Origin of the sequence: Promicromonospora sp. NPDC090134 (assembly GCF_044746965.1) — a bacterium.
Lineage (GTDB): Bacteria > Actinomycetota > Actinomycetes > Actinomycetales > Cellulomonadaceae > Promicromonospora.
Genome location: NZ_JBIVCZ010000008.1, coordinates 109,916 through 133,110, shown reverse-complemented (window position 1 = coordinate 133,110; position 23,195 = coordinate 109,916). Strand labels below are relative to the sequence as shown.

The following is a 23,195-nucleotide window of genomic DNA, read 5'->3' as shown; positions in this document are numbered from 1 at the left end:
CCCCCTCCCTCACGGGCGCCGTCCGGCGTACGGTCGGAGCATGTGCCGAAACATCACCACGCTGCGCGGCCTCGAACCGGCCGCCACCGACGAGGAGATCACCGCCGCCGCGCTGCAGTTCGTGCGCAAGGTCACGGGCGTGACCAAGGTGAGCGACGCCACCCGCGACCCGGTGGAGCGCGCCACGGCGGAGATCGCGGACATCGTGACCCGCCTGCTCGACGAGCTGCCCGAACGCCGTCAGCCGCCCAAGACCGTGCCGCCGCTGCGCCGGGCCGAGGTGCAGGCGCGGATCGCGCAGCGCATCAAGGAGCGTGAGGAGCACGAGCGGATGCACGAGCTGGGCATCGCGCACTCGCACTGAGCGGCCCGTCCCGCTACAGTTGCGGCGTGCTCGCACACCTCTCCTGTTGCTGTCACTGACCACCCACCCCGGTCCGTCAGTCCCCCGCGCGCGCCGTCGCACGCGCAGAACAGGAAGAGAAACAGGTGCAGTACGTCAATTCTGTCGTTGACCTCGTCGGCAACACCCCCCTGGTCCGGCTCAGCCATGTGACCGAGGGCGTGACCAGCGCGACCGTGCTCGTCAAGCTCGAGTACCTCAACCCGGGCGGCTCGTCCAAGGACCGCATCGCGGGCCGCATCATCGACGCGGCCGAGCGCGAGGGCAAGCTGCTGCCGGGCGGCACCATCGTGGAGCCCACGTCCGGTAACACCGGTGTGGGCCTCGCCCTGGTGGCCCAGCAGCGCGGTTACCGCTGCGTCTTCGTGCTGCCCGACAAGGTGGGCGAGGACAAGCGCAACGTGCTGACCGCCTACGGCGCCGAGGTCGTCGTCACGCCGACGGCGGTGGCGCCCGACAGCCCCGAGTCGTACTACTCGGTGAGCGACCGGCTGGTGCGCGAGATCCCGGGCGCCTTCAAGCCCGACCAGTACTCCAACCCCAACGGCCCGCGCTCGCACTACGAGACCACCGGTCCGGAGATCTGGCGGGACACCGACGGCCGCGTCACGCACTTCGTCGCGGGCGTCGGCACGGGCGGCACCATCACCGGGACCGGCCGCTACCTCCGCGAGGTCTCGGGCGACACGGTGCGCATCGTCGGCGCCGACCCCGAGGGGTCGGTCTACTCCGGCGGCACCGGCCGCCCCTACCTGGTCGAGGGCGTGGGCGAGGACTTCTGGCCCGCCGCCTACGACCCGAGCGTGCCGCACGAGATCATCGCGGTGAGCGACGCCGAGTCGTTCGCGATGACCCGGCGCCTCGCCCGCCAGGAGGGCATCCTCGTGGGCGGCTCCAGCGGCATGGCCGTGGTCGCGGCCCTCAAGGCCGCGCGCGACCTGAGCGCCGACGACGTCGTGGTGGTCCTGCTGCCCGACGGCGGCCGCGGGTACCTCGGCAAGATCTTCAACGACACCTGGATGCGGTCCTACGGCTTCGCGCCCGCCATCGAGGACCACACCGTCGCGGACGTGCTGGCCGCCAAGGCCGACCGCACCCCGCCCCTGCTCTACGTGCACCAGACCGACACGGTGCGGGAGGCGATCGACCGCATGACCCGGTCCGGCGTCTCCCAGCTGCTCGTGCTCACCGCGGAACCACCCGTGGTGCTCGGCGAGATCGCCGGCGCCGTGCACGAGGACGAGCTGCTCGACGGGGTGTTCGCCGGCAAGGCGAACCTGTCGGACGAGGTGGGCGGCCTGATCGGCCGGCCCCTGCAGCTCATCGGCGTCAACGAGCCGGTCGGGACGCTGCGCGCGGCCCTGGCCGACGAGACCGCACTGCTCGTGACCGACGGCGGCAAGGCCCTCGGCGTGGTCTCCCGCTCCGACCTGCTCGACTACCTCGCGGTCTGACCCGCTCGCACACCTTCGAAGAGAGACCTGACCTCACATGACCGACGCCCGACCGAGCCGTTTCGACACGCTCGCCATCCACGCGGGACAGCACACCGACCCGACCACCGGCGACGCGATCCCCGCGATCCACGTCACCTCCACCTACGCCCAGGACGGCATCGGCGGGCTGCGCGGCGGGTACGAGTACTCGCGCGGCGGCAACCCCACCCGCACGGCCCTGGAGGAGCAGCTCGCGGCGATCGAGGGCGGCGCCCACGGCGTCTCGTTCGCATCCGGCCTGGCCGCCGAGGACGCGCTGCTGCGCGCCGTGGTCGCCCCCGGGGACCACGTGCTCGTGCCGAACGACGTGTACGGCGGCACGCACCGCCTGATCCGCACCGTGCACGGCAAGGCGGGCGTGGCGCACACGACCGTGGACACCGCCGACCTCGACGCCGTGCGCGCCGCGGTCCGGCCGGAGTCCAAGGTGCTGTGGGTCGAGACGCCGTCGAACCCGCTGATGAAGATCAGCGACATCCCCGCGCTGGCGGAGCTCGCGCGCGAGCACGGCCTGCTGCTGGTGGTCGACAACACGTTCGCCTCCCCCGCCCTGCAGCGCCCCCTCGACCTGGGCGCCGACGTCGTGGTGCACTCCACGACCAAGTACCTCGGCGGGCACTCCGACGTCGTCGGCGGCGCCGTCGTCGTGAAGCACGGGGCCGACGAGCTCGCCGAGCAGGTGCGCTACGTGCAGTTCGCCGCGGGCGCCGTCTCCAGCCCGTTCGACGCGTTCCTCACCACGCGCGGCATCAAGACGCTGTCGGTGCGCATGCAGCGGCACTCCGAGACGGCGCAGACGCTCGCCGAGCGCCTGGTGCACCACCCCGCCGTCGCGCGCGTGCTGTACCCGGGCCTGCCGGACCACCCCGGCCACAAGATCGCCGCCCACCAGATGACGCGGTTCGGCGGCATGATCTCGCTGGAGCTCGCCGGCGGCGAGCAGGCGGCGCGCACGTTCGCCGAGTCGACCGAGGTGTTCCTGCTGGCCGAGTCGCTCGGCGGTGTCGAGTCGCTGGTCAACTACCCCAGTGAGATGACCCACGCGTCGGTGCGGGGCACGGAGGCCGAGGTGTCGCCGTCGATCGTGCGCCTGTCGGTGGGCCTGGAGGACGTGACGGACCTCCTGGACGACGTGCTGCAGGCCCTGGACCGCATCTGACCCACCCCCTCGTCGAGTGCTTAGGGTGGGGGCGTGACCGAACATGCCCCCGTGAGCGCCGTGATGCACCGCGCCAAGGCGGACGCCCGTGCCTCCCACACCACCGTGGGACAGGTGCGGCACCTGCCCGGCGACCGCGAGGAGATCGACTGCTCGTGCGGCATGACGCTGACGAACGGCCCGCAGTGGTCGCTCGACGAGCACATCCGGCTGCACCGCGCCGAGGCGCGCTACCTGGCGCTGAGCGAGGTGGCGCCCGCGGGCATGCCGCGCCTCATCCCGGTGGATCCGGCGCGGCTGCCTCGCTGACGGGGTTCTCGGCCCGGGCCGTCAGAGCTCGTCGGGGTCGTCCCAGGACACGCCGCTCGAGGCACCCGAGATCGGGTCGAGCTCGCAGCCGGCGAGGTTGCGCGGGGCCTTGGAGACGTCGCCGCCGCCGAGCAGGCCGCGACGGGTGGCGACGCGACGGGCGACCGGCGGCGCGATGTGGGCGTAGGAGGCGTTCGACTCGTCGATGAGGTCGGTCGGGACCGACTCGGTCGAGTCACTGGTGGGCTGGGGTTCCCCCGTGATCATGGGCTCATCTTCGCAGGGATCGGCCGATTCGCACATCCGCTTGGCACAGTATTTTGAATTCTGGCCAAAGCCTCCACGACCACGGCACGCCCACCACAGCATCTCCCCCCGCGTACCCCGCGGGGGTGCCATGATCGTCCGATGCAAACCTGGCCCGGCCGCCCGTACCCCCTGGGCGCGACCTTCGACGGCACGGGGACGAACTTCGCGCTCTACTCGTCCGTCGCACAGCGGGTCGAGCTGTGCCTCCTGGCCGACGACGACACCGAGACGCGCGTCGAGGTCACCGAGACGGACGCGCACGTGTGGCACGTGTACCTGCCCGGCGTCGGCCCCGGGACACGCTACGGGTACCGGGTGCACGGGCCGTACGACCCGGCGTCGGGCCACCGCTGCAACCCGGCCAAGCTCCTGCTGGACCCGTACGCCAAGGCCGTGGACGGCGACCTCGACGGCGACCCGTCCCTGTTCTCGTACCCGTTCACGGACGTGGAGCAGGCCACCACGGGCACCACGCCGGACGCCGCCGACTCCCTGGGCCACACGATGGTCTCCGTGGTGGTCAACCCGTTCTTCGACTGGGGCCACGACCGCCCGCCGGCCACGCCGTACCACGAGACGGTGATCTACGAGGCGCACGTCAAGGGTCTGACGATGCGCCACCCGGACGTGCCCGACGAGCTGCGCGGCACCTACGCCGGGCTGGCCCACCCCGCGGTGATCGAGCACCTGCGCGACCTGGGCGTCACGGCCATCGAGCTCATGCCCGTGCACCAGTTCGTCACCGACCCGTCGCTGGCCGCCAAGGGCCTGACGAACTACTGGGGCTACAACACGATCGGGTTCTTCGCCCCGCACAACGGGTACGCCGGCTACGGCAGCCGCGGCCAGCAGGTCATGGAGTTCAAGGCCATGGTCAAGGCGATGCACGAGGCGGGCATCGAGGTGCTGCTCGACGTCGTCTACAACCACACCGCCGAGGGCAACCACCTGGGCCCCACCCTGGGCTTCCGTGGCATCGACAACGCCGCCTACTACCGCCTGGTCGACGGCGACGACGCGCACTACTTCGACACGACCGGCACCGGCAACTCGCTGCTCATGCGCTCCCCCGCCGTGCTGCAGCTCATCATGGACTCGCTGCGGTACTGGGTGGAGGAGATGCACGTCGACGGGTTCCGCTTCGACCTGGCGGCCACGCTCGCCCGCCAGTTCCACGAGGTCGACCGGCTGAGCGCCTTCTTCGACATCGTGCACCAGGATCCCGTGATCTCCCAGGTCAAGCTGATCGCCGAGCCCTGGGACCTGGGCGACGGCGGCTACCAGGTGGGCGGGTTCCCGCCGCTGTGGACCGAGTGGAACGGTCGCTACCGCGACACGGTGCGCGACTTCTGGCGCGGCGAGCCGGCGACCCTGCCGGAGTTCGCCTCCCGGCTGACCGGGTCCAGCGACCTGTACGAGCACAGCGGCCGGCTGCCGAGCGCGTCCATCAACTTCGTCACCGCGCACGACGGCTTCACCCTCGCCGACCTCACGGCGTACAACGAGAAGCACAACGAGGCGAACGGCGAGGACAACCAGGACGGCGAGAACCACAACCGGTCCTGGAACTGCGGCGCCGAGGGACCCACGGACGACCCCGGGATCAAGGAGCTGCGCGCCCGGCAGCGCCGCAACCTGCTCGTGACGCTCATGCTGAGCCAGGGCGTGCCGATGATCGCCCACGGCGACGAGCTCGGCCGCACCCAGCAGGGCAACAACAACGCCTACTGCCAGGACAACGAGCTCACCTGGGTGGACTGGGGCGGCCCCGCCGGGCTGGACGCCGAGCACGCCGCGCTCCTGGAGTTCGCCCGACAGGCAGTCCGGCTGCGCCGCGACCACCCGATCCTGCACCGCCGCCGGTTCTTCGACGGGAAGGTCTCGCCGAACGCCGCCGGCGGGCCGGCGGACGTCGAGTGGCTCGACCTGACGGGCGCGCGGATGGACGACACCGACTGGCAGCAGGCCTACGCCCGGACGGTGGCCGTCTTCCTCAACGGCGACGCGATCACGGAGACGGGACGCCGCGGCGAGGCGGTGGTCGACGACTCCTTCCTGCTGCTGCTCAACGCCCATTTCGAGGCGCTGGACTTCACGCTGCCGCCCGCCGCCTACGGGGAGTCGTGGACCGTGGTCCTGGACACCGACGGCAGCGCCGAGCCCGGGACGGAGCTCGGAGCGGGGACCGGCCTGTCCGTGACGGGTCGAAGCGTGGTCGTACTGACTCGCCCATCCGGAACACCGGGCTAGGCTGTCGGCCGTGACCGGACCGAGGAGTGGAACCGGAGGCAGCACACCACCGCCCCGCCCGGGCCCTGACATGCCCGTTCCCGGGCCCAGACCGGTGGTGTGGGCCCCCCGCGCCCGCATCATCGAGGTGCTCGTGCCGTACGACCCGTACGAGGAGCCGGAGCACATGCCGCTGCGCCTCGTGGGCGCCGGCGAGCCCGGGTACTGGGGCGCCGACAGCGTGCTCGGGCACGGCACCGACTACGGCTACTCCGTGGACGGCGGCCCCCTGCTGCCCGACCCGCGCAGCGTGTGGCTGCCGCAGGGCATCCACGGGCCGACCCGCGTCTTCGACCCGGCCTTCGAGTGGACCGACGGCACGTGGTCCCCGCCGGACCTGTCCACGAGCGTGCTCATGCACGTCGACATCGAGACCTTCACCCCCGCGGGCACCCTGGACGCCGCCGCGGAGCTGCTGCCCACGATCGCCGGCCTCGGTGTGCACGGCGTCGAGCTCGCGCCCGTCGCGGCGTTCGACCCCGCGCTCGGCCCCGCCCGCGGCGTGCGCCTGTACTCGGTGCACGAGCCGTACGGCGGCCCGCGCGCGCTCCAGCGCTTCGTCGACGCCGCCCACGCCGTGGGGCTCGCCGTCGTGCTGGACATCCCTTACCGCTGGGCCGTGGCCGACGAGCTCGGCCTGGAGGCCTACGGCCCCTACCTGACGGGCGGCGGCGGCCGGCCGCGCGTGGCGCGGACCGAGCTCGGCGACGCGGGCGAGTACGCGCTGCAGGCCATGCGCCCCCGGACCGGCCAGGTGCCCCTCGACCGGCCGCGGACCGGCCCCATCCAGCTCCGCACCGGCCAGGTCCCCACGATCGGCACGCGGGCCGGCAAGGTGCCGTCGTCGCCGACCGTGCGGACCGACTACGTGGGCGACCGCATCAACCTCGACGGCAGCGGCAGCCGCGGCCCGCGGGACTTCCTCGTCGACGACGCGCGGCACTGGCTGCGCGAGTACCACGTGGACGGCCTGGTGCTCGACGTCGACGCGCTCGTGGACCGCTCCCCCACGCCGTTCCTCGGCGAGCTGGCCGACTACGTCGTGGGGCTGGGCGAACAGCTCGAACGCCGGTTCAGCCTGCTGGTGGACGGGCCGGGCCGGAGCGACCGGCTCACCACGATCCTGCTGCGCATCCTGTCCGGGCCGGGCAAGACCGAGGACATCCAGGCGCTGCAGATGCTCGCCGACCTGGTGCACCCGTCGGTGCGCCGCGCCACCCGCCAGAACGGCGGGCGGCGCAGCCGGGTCCGGTCCGGCGCCAGCGTCGTGGAGGACATCACCCGGCTGCCCGCCGCGCAGCTCACCGTGCCGTGGGCGGGCGAGGAGAGCCCCGCCACGGCGCTGCTGGGCGTGGACGACGTCGACATCCGGGCCAGCGTGCTGGCCACCGTCATCCTCGCGGGCAACCCGCTGGTGCTCGACACGGTGCACGTGCCCGTGGTGCCGCGCAACGCCAACGAGCAGCGGCTCGCGAGCTGGGCGCACGACCTGATCGCGATCCGCCTCGCCATCACCGACGAGCTGGACCTCCCCCTGGAGATCCGGTCCACCGCCGACCGCTCGGTCATCGCCGTGCTGCGGGGCAGCCTGGCGTTCGTGCTCAACACGGGCCACGGCCTGGCCGCGCTGCGGCTCGGGAGCCTGCTGCGGCCCGCCGAGGGCGCCAGCCGGGCCCCGCTGCCCGGGGCGTTCCGGCTGGCCGCCGCGTGGGAGCCGGGGGCGACCCGCCTGGTGGGCGACACCCTCACGGTCCCGCCCCGGATGACGGCCGTGCTGCGCGCGGACACCTGACCTGGGAACCTGGGTTCGGGGACCGGCACCGACCGGTCGCACGAAGGAGGCGTCCGATGGCGAAGAAGCCGGGCAGGTCGACGGGAAAGCATGCGACGAAGAGCACGGGCGAAACCGCGGGAAAGAACGCGGGGAAGGCCGCGAAGAAGTCCGCACCGCCGCGGGAGCCGGGCGACCGGTGGGAGACCCCGGCGGCCGACGTCCTGCGGTGGGTGCGTGGCACCGACCTGAGCACCCTGGACCAGGCCGGCACGCCCGGCTGGGCGGGCGACCGGGCCGACGGCGAGAAGCTCATGGCCACCCGCGGCGAGGAGCTCGCCGACCTGCAGGAGCGCCTCTTCGCGCACGGCCGCACCGGCGGTGACCGGTCCGTGCTGCTCGTGCTGCAGGGCCTGGACACGTCCGGCAAGGGCGGCATCGTGCGGCACGTCGTGGGCATGGTGGACCCGCAGGGCGTGATGCACCGGGGGTTCGGCGTGCCGACGCCGGAGGAGCAGCAGCACGACTACCTGTGGCGCATCCGCAACGCCCTGCCCCGCCCCGGCTACCTCGGGGTCTTCGACCGGTCGCACCACGAGCAGGTCCTGGTGGTCCGGGTGGACCGGCTGGAGCCGGTCCGGGTCTGGCGCAAGCACTTCGCCGAGCTGAACGCGTTCGAGACCGAGGTGGCGGCGGCGGGCTCCGCGATCGTGAAGGTGACGCTCGTCGTGTCGCCCGACGAGCAGAAGACGCGCCTCGCCAAGCGGCTGGACCGGCCGGACAAGCACTGGAAGTACAACCCGAGCGACATCGACGTGCGGCTCAAGCGTCCCGAGTACCTGGCGGCCTACCAGGAGATGCTGGACCGCACCTCCACGAAGGACGCGCCCTGGTACGTGGTGCCGGCCGACCGGAAGTGGTACGCCCGCCTGGCCGTCACCGAGCTGCTGACCGACGCCCTGCGGTCGCTGGACCTGGGCTGGCCGCCCGCCGACTTCGACGTGGCGGCGGAGAAGGCGCGGCTCGCCGAGACGTGAGCGGCCGCGCCGGGAGGCGGCGCAGGCTCCGCTCGTCGTCAGACGAGCTTGCGCCCTTCCTCGGCCAGCGCACCCAGCCGGGACAGCGCCCGGAAGTACTTCTTGCGGTACCCACCGGCGAGCATCTCGTCGGTGAACAGGCCGCGGGTGTCCCCCGCGCCGGCCAGCAGCACGGGCACGTCGCGGTCGTAGAGCCGATCCACGAGCACCACGAGCCGCAGCGCGACGGCCTGCGCCGTCACCGGGTGCACGCCCGTGAGGGCGACCACGGAGACGCCGTCGAGCAGCGCGCCGTAGCGGCTCGGGTGCACCGTCGCGAGGTGCTCCAGCAGGTCGTCGAACGCGTCGAGCGTGGCGCCCGGGCGGGCGGCGGCCGCCGTGACCTCCTCGACGGTCAGCGGCTCGGGGTCGGTGACGACATCGCGGTGGCGGTAGTCCTCGCCGTCGACCCGCAGGGTCTCGAAGCGGTCGGACAGGGCCTTGATCTCCCGCTGGAAGTCCTGGGCGGCGAACCGGCCCTCGCCGAGCGCGCCGGGCAGCGTGTTCGACGTCGCGGCGAGCGCGACGCCGCGGTCGGCCAGCTCGCGCATGAGGCGCGACATGAGGGTCGTGTCGCCGGCGTCGTCGAGCTCGAACTCGTCGATGCAGACCAGCTTCTTCGCGGACAGCGCCTCGACGGTCGGGAGGAACCCGAGGGCCCCCACGAGGTTGGTGTACTCGACGAACGTGCCGTACGCGGCCTTGTCCGGGCCGAGGGCCTCCCCGACGGCGTGGGCGAGCGAGGTGAGCAGGTGCGTCTTGCCGACGCCGAAGCCGCCGTCGAGGTACACCGCGGGCGCTGGCTGCTTGCGGGCGAAGAGACCGCGGCGGGGAGCCGTGATCTGCTGGGCGATCTCCGTCAGGCGGGCCAGGGCGCGGCCCTGGCTGGGGTGCGCCGGGTTGGCGCGGTAGGTCGCGAACCGCGCGGCGGCGAAGTGCCGGGGCGGTACGAGGTCGGTGACGAGCCGGTCGACGGGGACCTGCGGCCGGACGGCGCTGAGGGCCTGGGTGGTCCGGACGGTCTGGGTCTCGGTGGCGGGGGCTGTCACGAAGCAGAAGATTACCGGCGGCTCGGGTCACCGGGCGTGCCACGAGAGCAACGTCACACGTGGACGACGGCGGGCGCGCCGGGCTGGTCGAGCACCTCGCCGAGGGCGTGGACCACCTGGGCCGGGGTCCGCGTCTGGGCCGGGTCCTCGTTGCGGTCGTCGCCCGCGACGGCATGGTCGATGACGAGCTCATGGAATCGCACAGCAGCGGACGGCCGCTGCTCCGCCTCCAGCCGCAGCACCTGGACCAGCATCGCGAGCCCGGCCCCGGTCACGCTGATCACGCCGGAACCGGCCATGGCCTCGCGGGAGGCGGAGCCGTTGAGCACGACGTACGGGTCGCCGGGCCGCAGCAGCGGGACGAGCGCGCGGGCCGCGTCGAGGTGGGCGGTGAGGTGGGAGGCCAGCGTCGCGGTCCACCGCTCCGGGTCGTCGTCCAGCAGGGCGGCACCCTTGTGCCAGCCGCCGATCGACGCCACGACGGCCCCGGGCAGCGGGGCGCCGGCACGGCCGCAGGCGGCACGGACGGCGTCGGGCAGGTCGGTGACGGTGTCGTACCGGACGGGGAGCACGCCGTCGGCGTCGGGCACGGGGCGACGGGCCGCGGCGAGCACCGCGCGCCCGTCGGCAGCCAGGCCTTGTACGACCCGGCTGCCGACGTAGCCGCTGGCCCCGACCACGAGGACGGGGCGGGGTCCGGTCATGCGGCTCAGACTAGGTCAGAGCGCGACCGGTTGCGGCACGGCTCTCGGGTCCGGCCCGAACCGGTTGGGTCCGGGCTCGCCCGGCAGGGCGAGCAGCACGACGATGATGATGCCGCCGACGAACGGGACGAGGCACAGCAGGTAGAACCAGCCGGACTTCCCGGTGTCGTGCAGGCGGCGGACACCCGCCGCGAGGAGCGGCACGAACGCTCCGAGCGCGACGATCCCCACGAGGGCCGAGCCGATCGACCCGAGCACCCCCGGCTCCTGCGTGACCGGGTCCATCATGACCAGGGCCGGGATCAGGAGCGCCACGAAGATCACGGCGTTCACGATCGCGAGCGCGAGGTAGAAGAACCAGTACTCGGAGGCCCGGGCGCGGCCGGTGAAGTCGGCGTACCTGCGCAGGCAGGTCCGGACGGAGTCGACGATCGACACGTGGGTCAGACCGCGGCGGCCTGGTCGACGGCCTTGGGGTCCGGGCCGAACTGGTTCGCGCCCGGCGTGCCGGCGGAGGCGCCCCACACGATGATGAGGATGAAGTTGACGACCGGGATCAGCAGCAGGAACGCCAGGGCGCCGGACTTGCCGGTGTCGTGCAGGCGGCGGACGATCACGGCGAGCGTCGGCAGGAGCAGCGCGAGCGCGACGAGCGAGACGACCAGGTAGCCGGTCGTCAGGGAACCGGGCATCGCCGGCACGGCCGCGGACGGGTCGCCGGCCATGGCGTACTCCATGGTGGCCGTCGTGTAGGCCGTGAGGCCCGGCACGATGAGCGCGAAGTAGAGCACGCTCTCGACGATGACCAGGGCCAGGTAGTACCACCAGAACTCCGAGCGCCGGGCACGGCCGCTGAACGTGGCGTACTTCGACAGGACGGTCCGGATGGACTCGATGAACGACATCAGGAAAAAGCCTCTCTCACGGTTCTTACCGGAAATCTCCAGCAAGTGCGCACACAGTGTCCCGATCAGTCAATAAGTGCGCAAGGCTTAAATCTGGGCAGAAGTACCCATGGGTGAGAAAGGCCCCGAACGCGTCAGACGCTCAGGTCATCAGTGTGACCTGAGCGTCTGACACGCCGGGAGGGACCGCCGCGGGTCAGTACCCCGTCGCGGTCGGCTCCGGGTAGTACTGCGCGTACTTGCGGCGGTAGTTCTGCGTGATCGCCTCGACGATGAGCCGGCGCTTGAGGCCGGAGTCGCCGTCGTACTTCAGCGGGTTGACCACGTCGCCGCTCGCCTTGAGCGCCTTGAGCCGCGACTTCAGCTCCGGGTCCAGCACGTACCTGGACAGCAGGCCGAAGGGCACCACCGTGTACAGCACCTCGCGGACCGCCCGCACGGCGCGGATCGGGCGGTGCAGCACCCAGTCCTCCACCAGCACGCGGGCCACGTTGGCCCCGCCCGCGGTCACGTAGTAGTTGTTCCGCCCGATCCGGGGGTTCACCTCGAAGTACACGTGCTTGCCCGTGCGCGGGTCCAGCTTGTAGTCGAAGTTGGCGAAGCCGACGTAGCCAGTCAGGTCGAGGAACCTGGTGGCGGCGTCCATGGCGTCGTCGTACGCCTCCACCAGGATCGCGGCCGGGATGCCCAGCGTGCCCGGCGTGTGCTCCTCCAGCAGCACCCGGCCCGTGGCCAGGAGCGTCACCTCGCCCGACGTGTCGCGGTACGCGGTCAGGGACCGCATCTGCGTCTCGTCGCCCGGGATGAACTCCTGCACCAGGAACGTGCCGGGGTAGTTGGCGTCGGCGAGGTGGCCCAGGATCACGTCGAGCTCCTCGCGGGAGTCGATGTGGTGGATCTTCGCCTTGCCGGGGAAGTCCACGTAGTACCACTCGGCGCTGTTGGACGGCTTGCCGACCACGGGGTACTGCAGGTCCACCGCGAGCGCCGGCACCGCGGCACGGCCGCCCTCGGCCACCAGCTTGGCGACGTCGACCGGCACCGTGCGCGGCGTCGGGATGCCGAGCTGGTCGCAGACCTGCGCGAAGCCCTCCTTGCTGCTGACCTGCTCCAGGACCGGCAGCGACGGGTACGGCAGCACGTAGCCCGCCGCCTCCAGCCGCTCCCGGTTCAGGATGACGGTGCGCACGTGCCAGTCGGCGTTCGTCAGCAGCACCAGGGTCTTGTCCCGGTGCTGCTGGGCGATGCCCTCCAGCGTCGAGAGGAACACGTCGACGTCGTCCAGGCCGGGTACCACCACGTTCTCGGCGATCGCCGAGTCCTGCATCGCGCGCGTGGCCACCTTGGACAGGACCACGGCGTGCGTGCGGTACTGCTCGTGGAACGCACGCACCAGGGCGTACATCCCGACGTCGCCGCCGATTCCCACCACCAGCATCTCGGGAGCCGTCTGCTCCCCGCCGCCTACCGGTCCCTGCTCAGCGGGGAAACCCCTCACGCCTCGGCCTCCGTGCGGTCGCCGGACCACTCCGTGTGGAAGGTGCCCTCGCGGTCGACCCGCTTGTAGGTGTGGGCGCCGAAGAAGTCGCGCTGCGCCTGCACCAGGGCGGCCGGGAGCCGCTCGGCGCGGACACCGTCGTAGTACGCGAGCGAGGAGGAGAACGCCGGCGTGGGCACGCCGTTGCTGGCCGCACCGGCCACCACGCGCCGCCAGGCGGGCAGGCCGCTCGCGACCGCGTCGGTGAAGTACGGGTCGGCGAGCAGCAGCGGCAGGTCGGCGTCGCGCTCGTAGGCCTCGGTGATCCGGTTGAGGAACCGGGCGCGGATGATGCAGCCGCCACGCCAGATCCGGGCCATGGCGCCCCGGTCGATGTCCCAGCCGAACTCGGCGGCGGCCGCGGCGATCTGGTCGAAGCCCTGCGAGTAGGCGACGACCTTGGAGGCGTACAGGGCCTGGCGCACGTCCTCGATGAACGCGTCCCGGTCCTTGACCTCCCACTCGGCCGCGTGGGCCGGGAGGGCCGCCCGGCCGGCGGCGCGCTGCGGCACCGAGCCGGACAGTGCACGGGCGAACGTGGCCTCGGCGATGCCGGTGATCGGCACGCCCAGGTCCAGGCCGTTCTGCACCGTCCAGCGGCCGGTGCCCTTCTGCTCGGCCTGGTCCAGCACGATGTCCACGAACGCCTTGCCCGTGTCCGCGTCCACGTGCTGCAGCACGTCGGCGGTGATCTCGATGAGGAACGACTCCAGGTCGCCCGTGTTCCACTGCGCGAAGATCTCGCCGATCTCCGCGGCCGAGGCACCCAGCCCCTGGCGCAGCAGGTCGTAGGCCTCCGCGATGAGCTGCATGTCGGCGTACTCGATGCCGTTGTGCACCATCTTGACGAAGTGCCCGGCGCCGTCGGAACCCACGTAGGTGCAGCACGGGGTGCCGTCCACCTTCGCGGAGATGTCCTCCAGGATGGGCCCGAGCGACGCGTACGACTCGCGCGTGCCGCCCGGCATGATGGACGGGCCGTTCAGTGCGCCCTCCTCGCCGCCGGAGACGCCGGTGCCGACGAAGTGCAGGCCGTGCTCCTTGAGGGCGGCCTCGCGCCGGATCGTGTCCGGGAAGTGGGCGTTGCCGGCGTCGACCACGATGTCGCCCTCCTCCAGGAGGGGCACCAGCTCGTCGATGACGGCGTCCGTGGGACCGCCGGCCTTGACCATGATGACCACCTTGCGCGGCCGCTCGAGCGACGCGACGAAGTCCGCCATCGACTCGCTGGGGACGAAGTCGCCGTCGTCGCCGTGCTCCGCGACCAGCGACTCGGTCTTCGCGTACGAACGGTTGTGGACCGCCACCGTGTACCCGTGACGTGCGAAGTTCCGCGCGAGGTTGCGACCCATCACCGCCAGCCCGGTGACGCCGATCTGTGCTGTGCCTGACACGTTCTTGCTCCTTCTGCAGTGGAAACGGGCCGGCACCCGCGTACGTGTGCCGCGACCCGTTGCCAGCCTAGTGCCCTGGCTCACTTCGCCACCGCGTTGGTCACGATCCGGCGTCAGCCGCGCGCCTCCCCGTGGCGGCGGCGCCACGGACGTACGGTGAAGTGGTGACCAGCGGCCCGCCCACCGGTGTTCCCGTCGACTTCGCAGCAGCGCTCGCTGACCTGCGCGGCGCGGCCCTGCGCGCCGAGGTACGCCTCACCGAGATCCCCGCGCCGCGCCGGGTGGCGCCGTTCAGCGTGGCGCTCTCGGGCGACGTCCTGCCGGGCGCGCCGCCTGGCCGGCGCGAGCCGGACCGGCCCGACGAGCACGACCACGACACCGACCCGCTGGCCACCGGCCGCTTCGTCGTGCTGCACGACCCGGCGGGCCAGGAGGCCTGGCACGGCACGTTCCGCGTGGTGACCCTGGTGCGGGCCACGCTGGAGCCCGAGATGGCGGCCGACCCGATGCTGGCCGACGTCGCCTGGTCCTGGGTGGCCGAGTGCCTCGAGTCCGCGGGGCTGGTCCCCGGCACCGACACGCTGGCCGACGGCGGCACGGTCACCCGGGTGCTGTCGCAGAGCTACGGCGCCCTGCACGGCACGCCCGACGCGGTCGACCTGGAGATCCGCGCGTCGTGGACGCCCGTGGGCACGCGGCTCGGGACGCACCTGCGCGCCTGGGCGGCACTGCTCACCATGGCCGCGGGAGTGCCGCCGCTGCCCGAAGGCGTCGCGGCTCTCACCAGGCGTTTTACCGACCGATCCAGGCAACGCCATACGGTAGGTCCATGACCACCACGGAGCGAGGAGTCCCTGCGGAGACATCGACGCCCGTGCCGGCACCCGTCACCCCCCTGACCGAGCCCGCCGACGGGCTGCCCGACGTCGTGGTGACCCCCGGTGCTTTCGCACGCGTCGTCGAGGCGTTCGCCGCCGGCTCGGGCCCCGTCGCGGCCGACGCCGAGCGCGCCTCCGGGTACCGCTACGGACAGGCGACCTACCTGGTCCAGGTGCGGCGCGCCGGTGCGGGCACGGCACTGATCGACCCGGTCGGCGTACCCGACCTGGGAGCGCTGGGCGAGGCCGTGGGCGACGCCGAGTTCGTGCTGCACGCCGCCTCCCAGGACCTGCCCGGGCTCGCCGCGCACGGCCTGCACCCGGCCCGCGTCTTCGACACCGAGCTCGCGGCGCGGCTGCTCGGCATGGAGCGCGTGGGCCTGGCCGCCGTCGTGGCCGAGGTGCTGGGGCTGGGGCTGGCCAAGGAGCACTCCGCCGTCGACTGGTCCACCCGCCCGCTGCCGGAGGACTGGCTGCGCTACGCCGCCCTCGACGTCGAGGTGCTGGTCGAGCTGCGCGACCGCCTCGCCGAGCGCCTGGAGGCGGCCGGCAAGACGCAGTGGGCCGCGCAGGAGTTCGAGGCGGTGCGCACCGCCGCACCGCCCGCGCCGCGCGTCGACCCGTGGCGCCGCACGTCCGGCATGCACGTGCTGCGCAACCCGCGCCAGGTCGCGGCCGTCCGGGCGATGTGGGTCGCGCGCGACGCGAGCGCCCAGGCGCGGGACATCTCGCCGGGCCGGGTGCTGCCCGACCGCGCGATCGTCGCGGCGGCCAAGGCCATGCCGAGGACGGCCGGGCAGCTCGTGATGCTGCCCGAGTTCGCGGGCAAGGGCACCAAGCGCCGGGCCGCCTACTGGCAGAAGGCGATCGACGACGCGCGCGCCCTGCCCGACGCCGAGCTGCCGTCCGTGCGGGGCCCGCGCTCCGACGGCCCGCCGCCGCCGCGGACCTGGGGCGATCGCGACGCCGTCGCCGCACGCCGCCTCACCCTCGCCCGGGAGCTCGTGACCGCGCTGTCCGAGGAGCTGAGCATCCCGGTGGAGAACCTGCTGCAGCCCGACGCGCTGCGCCGGCTGTGCTGGACGCCGCCGTCGCCCGCGGACGCCGCCGGGATCGCCGACTTCCTGCGCGGGCGCGGCGCCCGCGAGTGGCAGGTCGGGCTCCTGGCCGAGGGCCTGGAGCGGGCGTTCGCGCAGGCCGCACAGGAACCGGTGTGAAAGCCTCGCGCCGACCCCAGTAGAGTCGTCCCCATGCCAGCCCTGTCGGAGCCCATCACGCTCGCCGTCGACGTCGTCACCGATCCTTCGACCTGGGACCGCGAGGTGCTCGCCCTGGGCGGGCACCCGCTCCAGCTGTGGGGCTGGGGCGAGGTCAAGGCGGCCGGGAGCTGGCGCGCGCACCGGCTGCGGGTCACCGAGGACGGCTCGACCGTCGGCCTGGCGCAGCTCCTCGTGCGGCCGCTGCCGGCCCAGTTCAAGGCGCTGTCCTACGTGCCGCGCGGCCCCGTCGTCGCGCACCACGACGGCGAGACCGCCCAGGCGGTCTTCGGCGTGGGCGACACCGCGACCCGCAACGCCGTGACCAACACGGTGGTGGAGTGGGCGCGCGAGAACGTGGGCGGCGTCGGAATCACCATCGAGCCGGACTGGCCCGCGGGCACGCAGCTCGACCTGGCCGGGCGCCGGTACGCGCCGAACCAGATCCTCATCCCGAGCACGCTGATCCTGGACCTGACCCGGCCCGCCGACGAGCTGATGGCGGACATGCGCAAGTCCACACGGTACGAGATCCGCAAGGGCTCGCGTGCCGGGCTGGACATCCGCCGGGTCACGGAGGACGCCGAGGTGCTGCGCGTGCTCGACGTCTACAAGGAGACCGCCCAGCGCGCCGGGTTCGCCATCCACGCCGACGAGTACTACCTGGACGTCAACCGCAAGCTCGGCGACAAGTCGGTGCTGGTGGCCACCTACATCGACGACGCGCCGGCGTGCTTCGCGTGGTGCGTCAACTCGGCCAGCACCTCGTTCCTGCTGTACGGCGGCGGCAACGACGCCGGCCGCAAGGCCACGGCCACCGCGCCCACCTACTGGCGCACCATCGAGATCGCCCGCGAGCAGGGCCTCGTGCGGTACGACATGAACGGCCTGCTCAACGACGGCATCAGCGACTTCAAGAAGAGCTTCGCGAAGCACACCGACGAGCTCGTCGGCTCGATCGACGTGTCGTTCTCGCGTTGGTACACGACCTGGAACAGCGCGCTGCCCACGGCCAAGAAGGTGGTCCGCAAGCTCCGCGGCAACGGCTGACGCCGGCACGGAGCACGACCGCCGGAGCGCAGGAACGCGCCCGGCTCACCCGGCGACACGGAAGTGCGCTTCTGCCCAGTCATCGGGCCCGGAATCACGCTGATTCCGGGCCCGATGACTGGGTAGAAGCGCACTTCGTGCGTTCCGAGACTGCGTTTCAGGACCGCGCGGGACCCGGTCTCAGATCGTGCGTGCTTTTTACCGGTACTCGCGGTAGCGTGTATCTCGATCCAGCGGCGTCGCTCATGGACGCCGCCGTCCCGAAAACCCCAGGAGTTCTGCTGATGACCGCAGCCCCGGAAACACCGCGTGCCCGCCGTGCCGTACGCGACGTCGTCTTCGTCGACGGCGCCCGGACGCCGTTCGGCAAGGCCAAGCCCGACGGCATGTACGCGCAGACGCGTGCCGACGACCTGATCGTCAAGGTGGTGCGCGAGCTGCTGCGGCGGCACCCCGAGCTCCCGCCGGAGCGCATCGACGAGGTGGCCATCGCCGCCACCACGCAGCAGGGCGACCAGGGGCTCACGCTCGGGCGCACCGTGGGCATGCTCGCCGGTCTCCCCCAGTCCGTGCCGGGCTACGCCATCGACCGCATGTGCGCCGGCGCCATGACGGCCGCCACGACCACGGCCGCGGGCATCGCCATGGGCGCCGCCGACGTCGTGATCGCGGGCGGCGTGGAGCACATGGGCCGCCACCCGATGGGCTTCGACGCCGACGTCAACCCCCGGTTCGTGGCCGAGAAGCTCGTGGACCCCCAGTCCCTGAACATGGGCGTCACCGCGGAGAACCTGCACGACAAGTTCCCGCAGCTCACCAAGGAGCGCGCCGACCGGTTCGCCGTCGAGTCGCAGGCCAAGTACGCCAAGGCCCTGGCCAACGGGAACATCGACCCCGACCTGGTCCCCGTCGCCGTCCGCTCCGCGGAGCTGGGCTGGGGCCTGGCCACCGCCGACGAGCTGCCCCGCCCGGAGACCTCCTTCGAGTCCATCCAGGGCCTCAAGACGCCGTTCCGCCCGGGCGGCCGGGTCACCCCCGCGACGTCGTCCCCGCTGACCGACGGCGCCACGGGCGCCATCCTGGCCGCCGGCGACGTCGCCGCCGAGCTGGGCCTGCCCGCGAAGATGCGCCTGGTGTCCTACGGGTACGCCGGCGTGCCGCCGGAGATCATGGGCTACGGCCCCGTGCCCTCCACCGAGAAGGCGCTGAAGGCCGCCGACCTGACCATCGACGACATCGGCCTGTTCGAGCTGAACGAGGCGTTCGCCGTGCAGGTGCTGTCCTTCCTGGACCACTACGGCATCGCCGACGACGACCCGCGCGTCAACCCCTACGGCGGCGCGATCGCCATGGGCCACCCGCTGGCCGGCTCCGGCGTGCGCCTCATGACGCAGCTCGCCCGCCAGTTCGAGCAGCACCCCGAGGTCCGCTACGGGCTGACCGCCATGTGCGTGGGCCTGGGCCAGGGCGGCAGCGTCATCTGGGAGAACCCGCACCACGCCGACTACTCCGGCCACACGGACGAGGAGAACTGACCCGTGCCTGAGACCACCACCCCCAGCGCTCCGGCGGAGCGCGTCACCCACTCGCTCGTCCGCGACGTGACGCTGCCCGGCGGCGCCGGCGTCCTCGCGCTGGTCACGCTCGACAACGGCCTGGACCACACCAAGCCGAACACGCTCGGGCCGGCCGGCATGGCCGAGCTCAAGGCGGCCCTGGAGATCGTCCGCACCCGCGCCGAGGCCGGCGAGCTCGCCGCCGTCGGCGTGACCGGCAAGCCGTACTTCCTCGCCGCCGGCGCCGACCTCAAGGGCGTCACCACCCTGAACGGCCACGACGAGGCCGTCGAGCTGGGCCGCATGGGCCACGCCGCGTACACGATCCTGGGCGACCTGCGGGCCGCCACGGGCGTGCCGACGTTCGCGTTCGTCAACGGCCTGGCGCTGGGCGGCGGCCTCGAGGTCGCCCTGAACTGCGACTACCGCACCGTGGCGTCCGACGCCGCCGCGCTCGGCCTGCCCGAGACCGGCATCGGCCTGGTGCCCGGCTGGGGCGGCGCGTACCTGGTGCCGCGCCTGGTCGGCGTCGAGAAGGCCGTCGAGGTCATCCTCACCCGCCCGGCCGCGAACAAGCCCTTCAAGCCCGCCGAGGCGCTGGCGATCGGCCTGGTCGACGCGCAGTTCGACGCCGCCGACTTCCTGGAGCAGTCCATCATCTGGGCCGCCAAGGTGGTCACCGGCGAGATCGAGGTGCCGCGCCGCGAGCTCGACCCGCAGCCCGTGTGGGACGCCGTCGTCGGTGCCGCGAAGGCCCAGCTCGACGCCGTGGTCGGCACCTCGCGGCCGGCCCCGGGCCGCGCGCTGGAGCTGATCGCCGCCGCCCGGAACGCCTCGAAGACGGACGCGTTCGCGGCCGAGGACGAGGCCCTCGCGGACCTGATCATGTCCGACGAGATGCGCGCCAGCATCTACGCGTTCAACCTGGTGGGCGCCGGCAAGAAGCCCGTGGGCGCCCCGGACCCGAAGCTCGCCCGGCCGATCACCCGGGTCGGCGTCGTGGGCGCGGGCCTGATGGCCGCCCAGATGGCGTTCCTCTTCGCCCAGCGCCTCGGCGTGCCCGTCGTCATGCGCGACCTCGACCAGGAGCGCGTGGACAAGGGCCTGGCCTTCGTCCGCGAGACGGCCGAGAAGCTGGCCGGCCGCGGGCGCCTGACGCCGGAGGCCGCCACCCGCATCGTCTCCTCGGTGTCCGGCACCACGGACATCGGCGAGTTCGCCTCCTGCGACTTCGTCATCGAGGCCGTCACGGAGGTGATGGGGCTCAAGAAGAAGGTGTTCGCCGAGCTGGAGGGCGTCATCTCCCCCGAGACCATCCTGGCGACCAACACCTCGGCGCTGTCCGTCACCGAGATGGCGGCCGATCTGGCCCACCCCGAGCGCGTGGTCGGCATCCACTTCTTCAACCCCGTGGCCCAGATGCCGCTGGTCGAGGTGATCAACGCCGACAAGACCTCGCAGGAGGCGCTGGCCACGGCGTTCGCGGTCACCAAGAAGCTGCGCAAGACCGCGGTGCTGTCGGGCGACCGCCCGGGCTTCGTGGTCAACCGCCTGCTGCTGCTCGTCATGGGCAAGGTCATGGACGCCATCGAGAACGGCACGCCGGTCGACGTCGCGGACCGCGCGCTCGCCCCGCTCGGCTTCCCCATGCCGACGTTCGAGCTGCTGGACCTGGTCGGCCCCGCGGTGGGCCTGCACGTGCTCACCTCGCTGCGCGAGGATCTGGGCGACCGCATCCCGGCCTCCCCCGGGCTGCAGAAGCTGGTGGCCGACGGCACCCGCGTGGTGCTCGACGCGCCGGCCAAGGGCCTGCCCAAGCCCGTCGACCCGGCCATCCAGGCCGTGTTCGGCGAGGCCCTCGTCGCGGGCGGGACCGGCCGCCACGGCGAGGTCGTGCTCGACGGCGACGGCGTGCTCGACGCGGTGCTCACCACCCTGACCACCGAGATCGGCCTCATGCTGGAGGAGGGCGTGGTGCCCGGGCCGCAGCAGATCGACCTCGCCATGATCCTCGGCGCCGGCTGGGGCTTCCACACGGGCGGCATCACGCCGTACCTGGACCGCACCGGCTACAGCGAGAAGGTCCTGGGCCGGCGGTTCCTGCCGGACGGCGTGGCGAACGTCCCCGCCTCGTGACCCGGGCCTGACGGCCCCACCCACGGGACCCTCCGGCACCGGCGCACCCGACGTGCGCCGGTGTCGGAGGGTCCCGCTACGCTCTGCGAACATGACAGCCGCCGGACCGGTCACGCGCGCGCACTACGTCGTCGTCGGCGACGGTCCCCTCGCCTTCCGCCTCACCCGGGCGCTGAGCACCCGCTTCCGGGGCACGGTCACCGTGCTGGTGCCCGACCGCGCGTCGCGGTACGCCCAGGAGATGGCCGTGCTGGACGGTGTGGACGTCCTGGCGGCCGAGCGCGTCGACGAGAAGGCCCTGCGGGCGGCGGGCGCGGACCGGGCCGCCGCGGCCGCCCTCGTGGACCAGGACGACGGCGGCAACGTGGCCCTCGCGCTCCTGCTGCGCGAGGCATGGCCCGCGCTGCACGTCGTGGTCCGTATCTTCGACGAGTCGCTGGGCCGGCACCTGGAGCACGACCGCTGCACGGTCCTGTCGTCGTCGGCGTTCGCCGCACCCGAGATCGTCGGCGCGGCGCTGCGGCGCCAGGTCCGGCTGCCGGTGCGGCACCGCCGCCTCGTCACCGTCTCGGACGAGGAACCGTCCCTGCCCACCCGCATGGTCCTGTTCGCGACCGACGGGGCCGACACGGTCGTGGCCCTCCCGAGCGCGCAAGAGCTGGCGGCGCTGACCCCCAAGGTGCTCCTGGCGGACGCCGGCGAGAACGACGTGCTGCCGGAGGTCCGGGCGGAGCTGGAGCCCGACGAGGACGAGGTGGACCCGCACCGGCGCCGCCGGTTCGGCGAGTACCTGCGGACCCTGGCGCTCACCTCCGGGTGGAACCTCCTGCTCGCCGCCGGGGTGCTCCTGGTGGTGGTGCTCGTCGGGGCCGTGACCATCAAGCTGGCCACCGGCGCGTCCCTGCTCGGGGCGCTGTACGAGGCGGTGCTGCCCTCCCTGGCGGGCAGCGACCCCGACCACGACGCGCACCCGGTCGTGAAGGTCACGCAGGTGGCGCTGACGGTCGTGAGCGTCGCCGTCATCCCCTGGGTCACGGGTGTGGTGGTCGACGGCGTGGTGCGCACCCAGCGGCTGCTCGACACCGGCTCCCCGCTGCACGCGATGTCCGACCACGTGGTCGTCGTCGGCATGGGTGACCTCGGCACGCGCATCGTGCGCTCCCTGGACCGGCGCGGCGTGCCGGTGATCGCCGTCGACGTCGACAAGTCCGCCCGCGGCATCGCGGTGGCGCGCGCCCGGGACGTGCCGGTGGTGATCGGCGACGCCCGGCGGGCCACCACCCTGCGCGGCGCGTACGTCGGGGCCGCGCAGGCGATCGTCGTGGTCACGAGCGGCGGCGCCACGACCATCGGGATCAGCTTCGCGGCCCGCTCGATCCCCCGGGCCAAGGACGCTCCGGCGAGCCTGCGCACCGTCCTGCGGGTGTTCGACCGGGACCTGGCCCGGCGGATCCGGCGCGAGATCCCGGACTCCGTGGGGCTCAGCTCGTCGTTCCTGGCCGCGCCGTCCTTCGCGGCCGCGATGATCGGCCAGGAGGTCAAGGCCACCATCCCGTACCGGGACCGGGTGCTCGTGCTCGCCGAGATCCTGGTCGAGCGCGGCAGCGTCCTCGACGGCGCGCACAGCAGCGACGTCGGCCTCGACGAGACCGGCGCCGGTAGCGACGCCGGGGATCCGGACGGCGACGGGCCGCCCGTGCGCAGCCGCCTGCTGGCGATCGACTCGGTGACCCACTCGAGCGGCGGGGGCGGGCGCATGTTCGAGCCGTCGCAGGGCCGCACGCTGAACCCGGGCGACCGCGTGTTCGTCATCGCGACCACCGCGGGCCTGCTCCACCTGCGCGACCTGGCGAGCGCCCCGGCGGGCCTGACCCGGGCGGCGATCGGCCTGAACGACTGACCCGGGATCGGACCGTTC

General features: G+C 72.8%; 20 protein-coding genes. 13 read left to right on the top strand and 7 right to left on the bottom strand.

The window, feature by feature from the left end:
• Positions 1-40: 40 nt before the first annotated feature.
• The 4 genes from ACIPN7_RS21040 (at position 41) to ACIPN7_RS21025 (ending at position 3,367) form a co-directional block, all read left to right on the top strand.
• Positions 41-364, top strand: a complete 324-nt coding sequence (locus tag ACIPN7_RS21040) for a DUF2277 domain-containing protein (RefSeq protein WP_182617119.1) — start codon at positions 41-43, stop codon at positions 362-364.
• Between the two features lie 125 nt (positions 365-489).
• Positions 490-1,857 carry a cystathionine beta-synthase gene (locus ACIPN7_RS21035; RefSeq protein ID WP_400546749.1) on the top strand — a complete coding sequence of 456 codons (1,368 nt, stop codon included), beginning with the start codon at positions 490-492 and terminating at the stop codon, positions 1,855-1,857.
• A gap of 37 nt (positions 1,858-1,894) precedes the next feature.
• Positions 1,895-3,058, top strand: a complete 1,164-nt coding sequence (locus tag ACIPN7_RS21030) for a cystathionine gamma-synthase (RefSeq protein WP_400546747.1) — start codon at positions 1,895-1,897, stop codon at positions 3,056-3,058.
• A gap of 51 nt (positions 3,059-3,109) precedes the next feature.
• Positions 3,110-3,367, top strand: coding sequence for a hypothetical protein (locus ACIPN7_RS21025; protein ID WP_400547222.1), 258 nt, complete (start codon positions 3,110-3,112; stop codon positions 3,365-3,367).
• A 21-nt stretch (positions 3,368-3,388) separates the two neighbouring features.
• Here the strand turns inward: ACIPN7_RS21025 and ACIPN7_RS21020 are convergent, their stop codons facing one another.
• Positions 3,389-3,634: a hypothetical protein gene (locus ACIPN7_RS21020; protein ID WP_400546744.1), complete on the bottom strand. Its 246-nt coding sequence runs from the start codon at positions 3,632-3,634 to the stop codon at positions 3,389-3,391.
• Positions 3,635-3,775: 141 nt separating this feature from the next.
• Here ACIPN7_RS21020 and glgX point away from each other — a divergent pair, with 141 nt between their 5' ends.
• The 3 genes from glgX (at position 3,776) to ACIPN7_RS21005 (ending at position 8,773) form a co-directional block, all read left to right on the top strand.
• Positions 3,776-5,926: a glycogen debranching protein GlgX gene (gene glgX, locus ACIPN7_RS21015; RefSeq protein WP_400546741.1), complete on the top strand. Its 2,151-nt coding sequence runs from the start codon at positions 3,776-3,778 to the stop codon at positions 5,924-5,926.
• 97 nt (positions 5,927-6,023) lie between these two features.
• Entirely contained in the window at positions 6,024-7,757 is a 1,734-nt protein-coding gene (locus ACIPN7_RS21010; protein ID WP_400546737.1) for a hypothetical protein, read from the top strand.
• Positions 7,758-7,813: 56 nt separating this feature from the next.
• Positions 7,814-8,773, top strand: coding sequence for a PPK2 family polyphosphate kinase (locus tag ACIPN7_RS21005; protein WP_400546734.1), 960 nt, complete (start codon positions 7,814-7,816; stop codon positions 8,771-8,773).
• Between the two features lie 38 nt (positions 8,774-8,811).
• On the opposite strand, the gene zapE is transcribed toward ACIPN7_RS21005, so the two are convergent.
• The 6 genes from zapE to gndA form a co-directional block, all read right to left on the bottom strand.
• Complete coding sequence (zapE, locus tag ACIPN7_RS21000; RefSeq protein ID WP_400546731.1) at positions 8,812-9,861, bottom strand: cell division protein ZapE; 1,050 nt, start codon at positions 9,859-9,861, stop codon at positions 8,812-8,814.
• 53 nt (positions 9,862-9,914) lie between these two features.
• A complete protein-coding gene (locus ACIPN7_RS20995) occupies positions 9,915-10,565 on the bottom strand; it encodes a hypothetical protein (protein ID WP_400546728.1) in 651 nt (216 codons plus the stop codon).
• A gap of 15 nt (positions 10,566-10,580) precedes the next feature.
• Positions 10,581-11,003: a DUF805 domain-containing protein gene (locus ACIPN7_RS20990; protein ID WP_400546726.1), complete on the bottom strand. Its 423-nt coding sequence runs from the start codon at positions 11,001-11,003 to the stop codon at positions 10,581-10,583.
• Between the two features lie 5 nt (positions 11,004-11,008).
• Complete coding sequence (locus tag ACIPN7_RS20985) at positions 11,009-11,470, bottom strand: DUF805 domain-containing protein (protein ID WP_400546723.1); 462 nt, start codon at positions 11,468-11,470, stop codon at positions 11,009-11,011.
• A gap of 196 nt (positions 11,471-11,666) precedes the next feature.
• Complete coding sequence (locus ACIPN7_RS20980) at positions 11,667-12,968, bottom strand: carboxylate--amine ligase (protein ID WP_400546720.1); 1,302 nt, start codon at positions 12,966-12,968, stop codon at positions 11,667-11,669.
• A complete protein-coding gene (gene gndA / locus ACIPN7_RS20975; RefSeq protein WP_400546717.1) occupies positions 12,965-14,401 on the bottom strand; it encodes an NADP-dependent phosphogluconate dehydrogenase in 1,437 nt (478 codons plus the stop codon). Before gndA ends, ACIPN7_RS20980 begins: the two co-directional genes overlap by 4 nt.
• 164 nt (positions 14,402-14,565) lie before the next feature.
• Between gndA and ACIPN7_RS20970 the strand changes: the two genes are divergently transcribed.
• The 6 genes from ACIPN7_RS20970 to ACIPN7_RS20945 all read left to right on the top strand — a co-directional run bounded on the left by ACIPN7_RS20970 (position 14,566) and on the right by ACIPN7_RS20945 (position 23,177).
• A complete protein-coding gene (locus ACIPN7_RS20970; protein WP_400546714.1) occupies positions 14,566-15,234 on the top strand; it encodes a DUF3000 domain-containing protein in 669 nt (222 codons plus the stop codon).
• Entirely contained in the window at positions 15,231-16,496 is a 1,266-nt protein-coding gene (locus ACIPN7_RS20965) for an HRDC domain-containing protein (RefSeq protein ID WP_400546711.1), read from the top strand. The genes ACIPN7_RS20970 and ACIPN7_RS20965 overlap by 4 nt, the downstream gene beginning before the upstream one ends.
• Positions 16,497-16,529: 33 nt before the next feature.
• Entirely contained in the window at positions 16,530-17,585 is a 1,056-nt protein-coding gene (locus ACIPN7_RS20960) for a lipid II:glycine glycyltransferase FemX (protein ID WP_400546708.1), read from the top strand.
• A gap of 284 nt (positions 17,586-17,869) precedes the next feature.
• On the top strand, positions 17,870-19,120 hold the full coding sequence (locus tag ACIPN7_RS20955) for a thiolase family protein (RefSeq protein WP_400546705.1): 1,251 nt from the start codon (positions 17,870-17,872) through the stop codon (positions 19,118-19,120).
• 3 nt (positions 19,121-19,123) lie between these two features.
• On the top strand, positions 19,124-21,277 hold the full coding sequence (locus ACIPN7_RS20950) for a 3-hydroxyacyl-CoA dehydrogenase NAD-binding domain-containing protein (protein WP_400546702.1): 2,154 nt from the start codon (positions 19,124-19,126) through the stop codon (positions 21,275-21,277).
• 91 nt (positions 21,278-21,368) lie between these two features.
• Positions 21,369-23,177 (top strand): potassium channel family protein, encoded by a 1,809-nt coding sequence (locus ACIPN7_RS20945; protein WP_400546699.1) that lies wholly within the window; start codon positions 21,369-21,371, stop codon positions 23,175-23,177.
• The last annotated feature ends 18 nt before the right edge of the window (positions 23,178-23,195 follow it).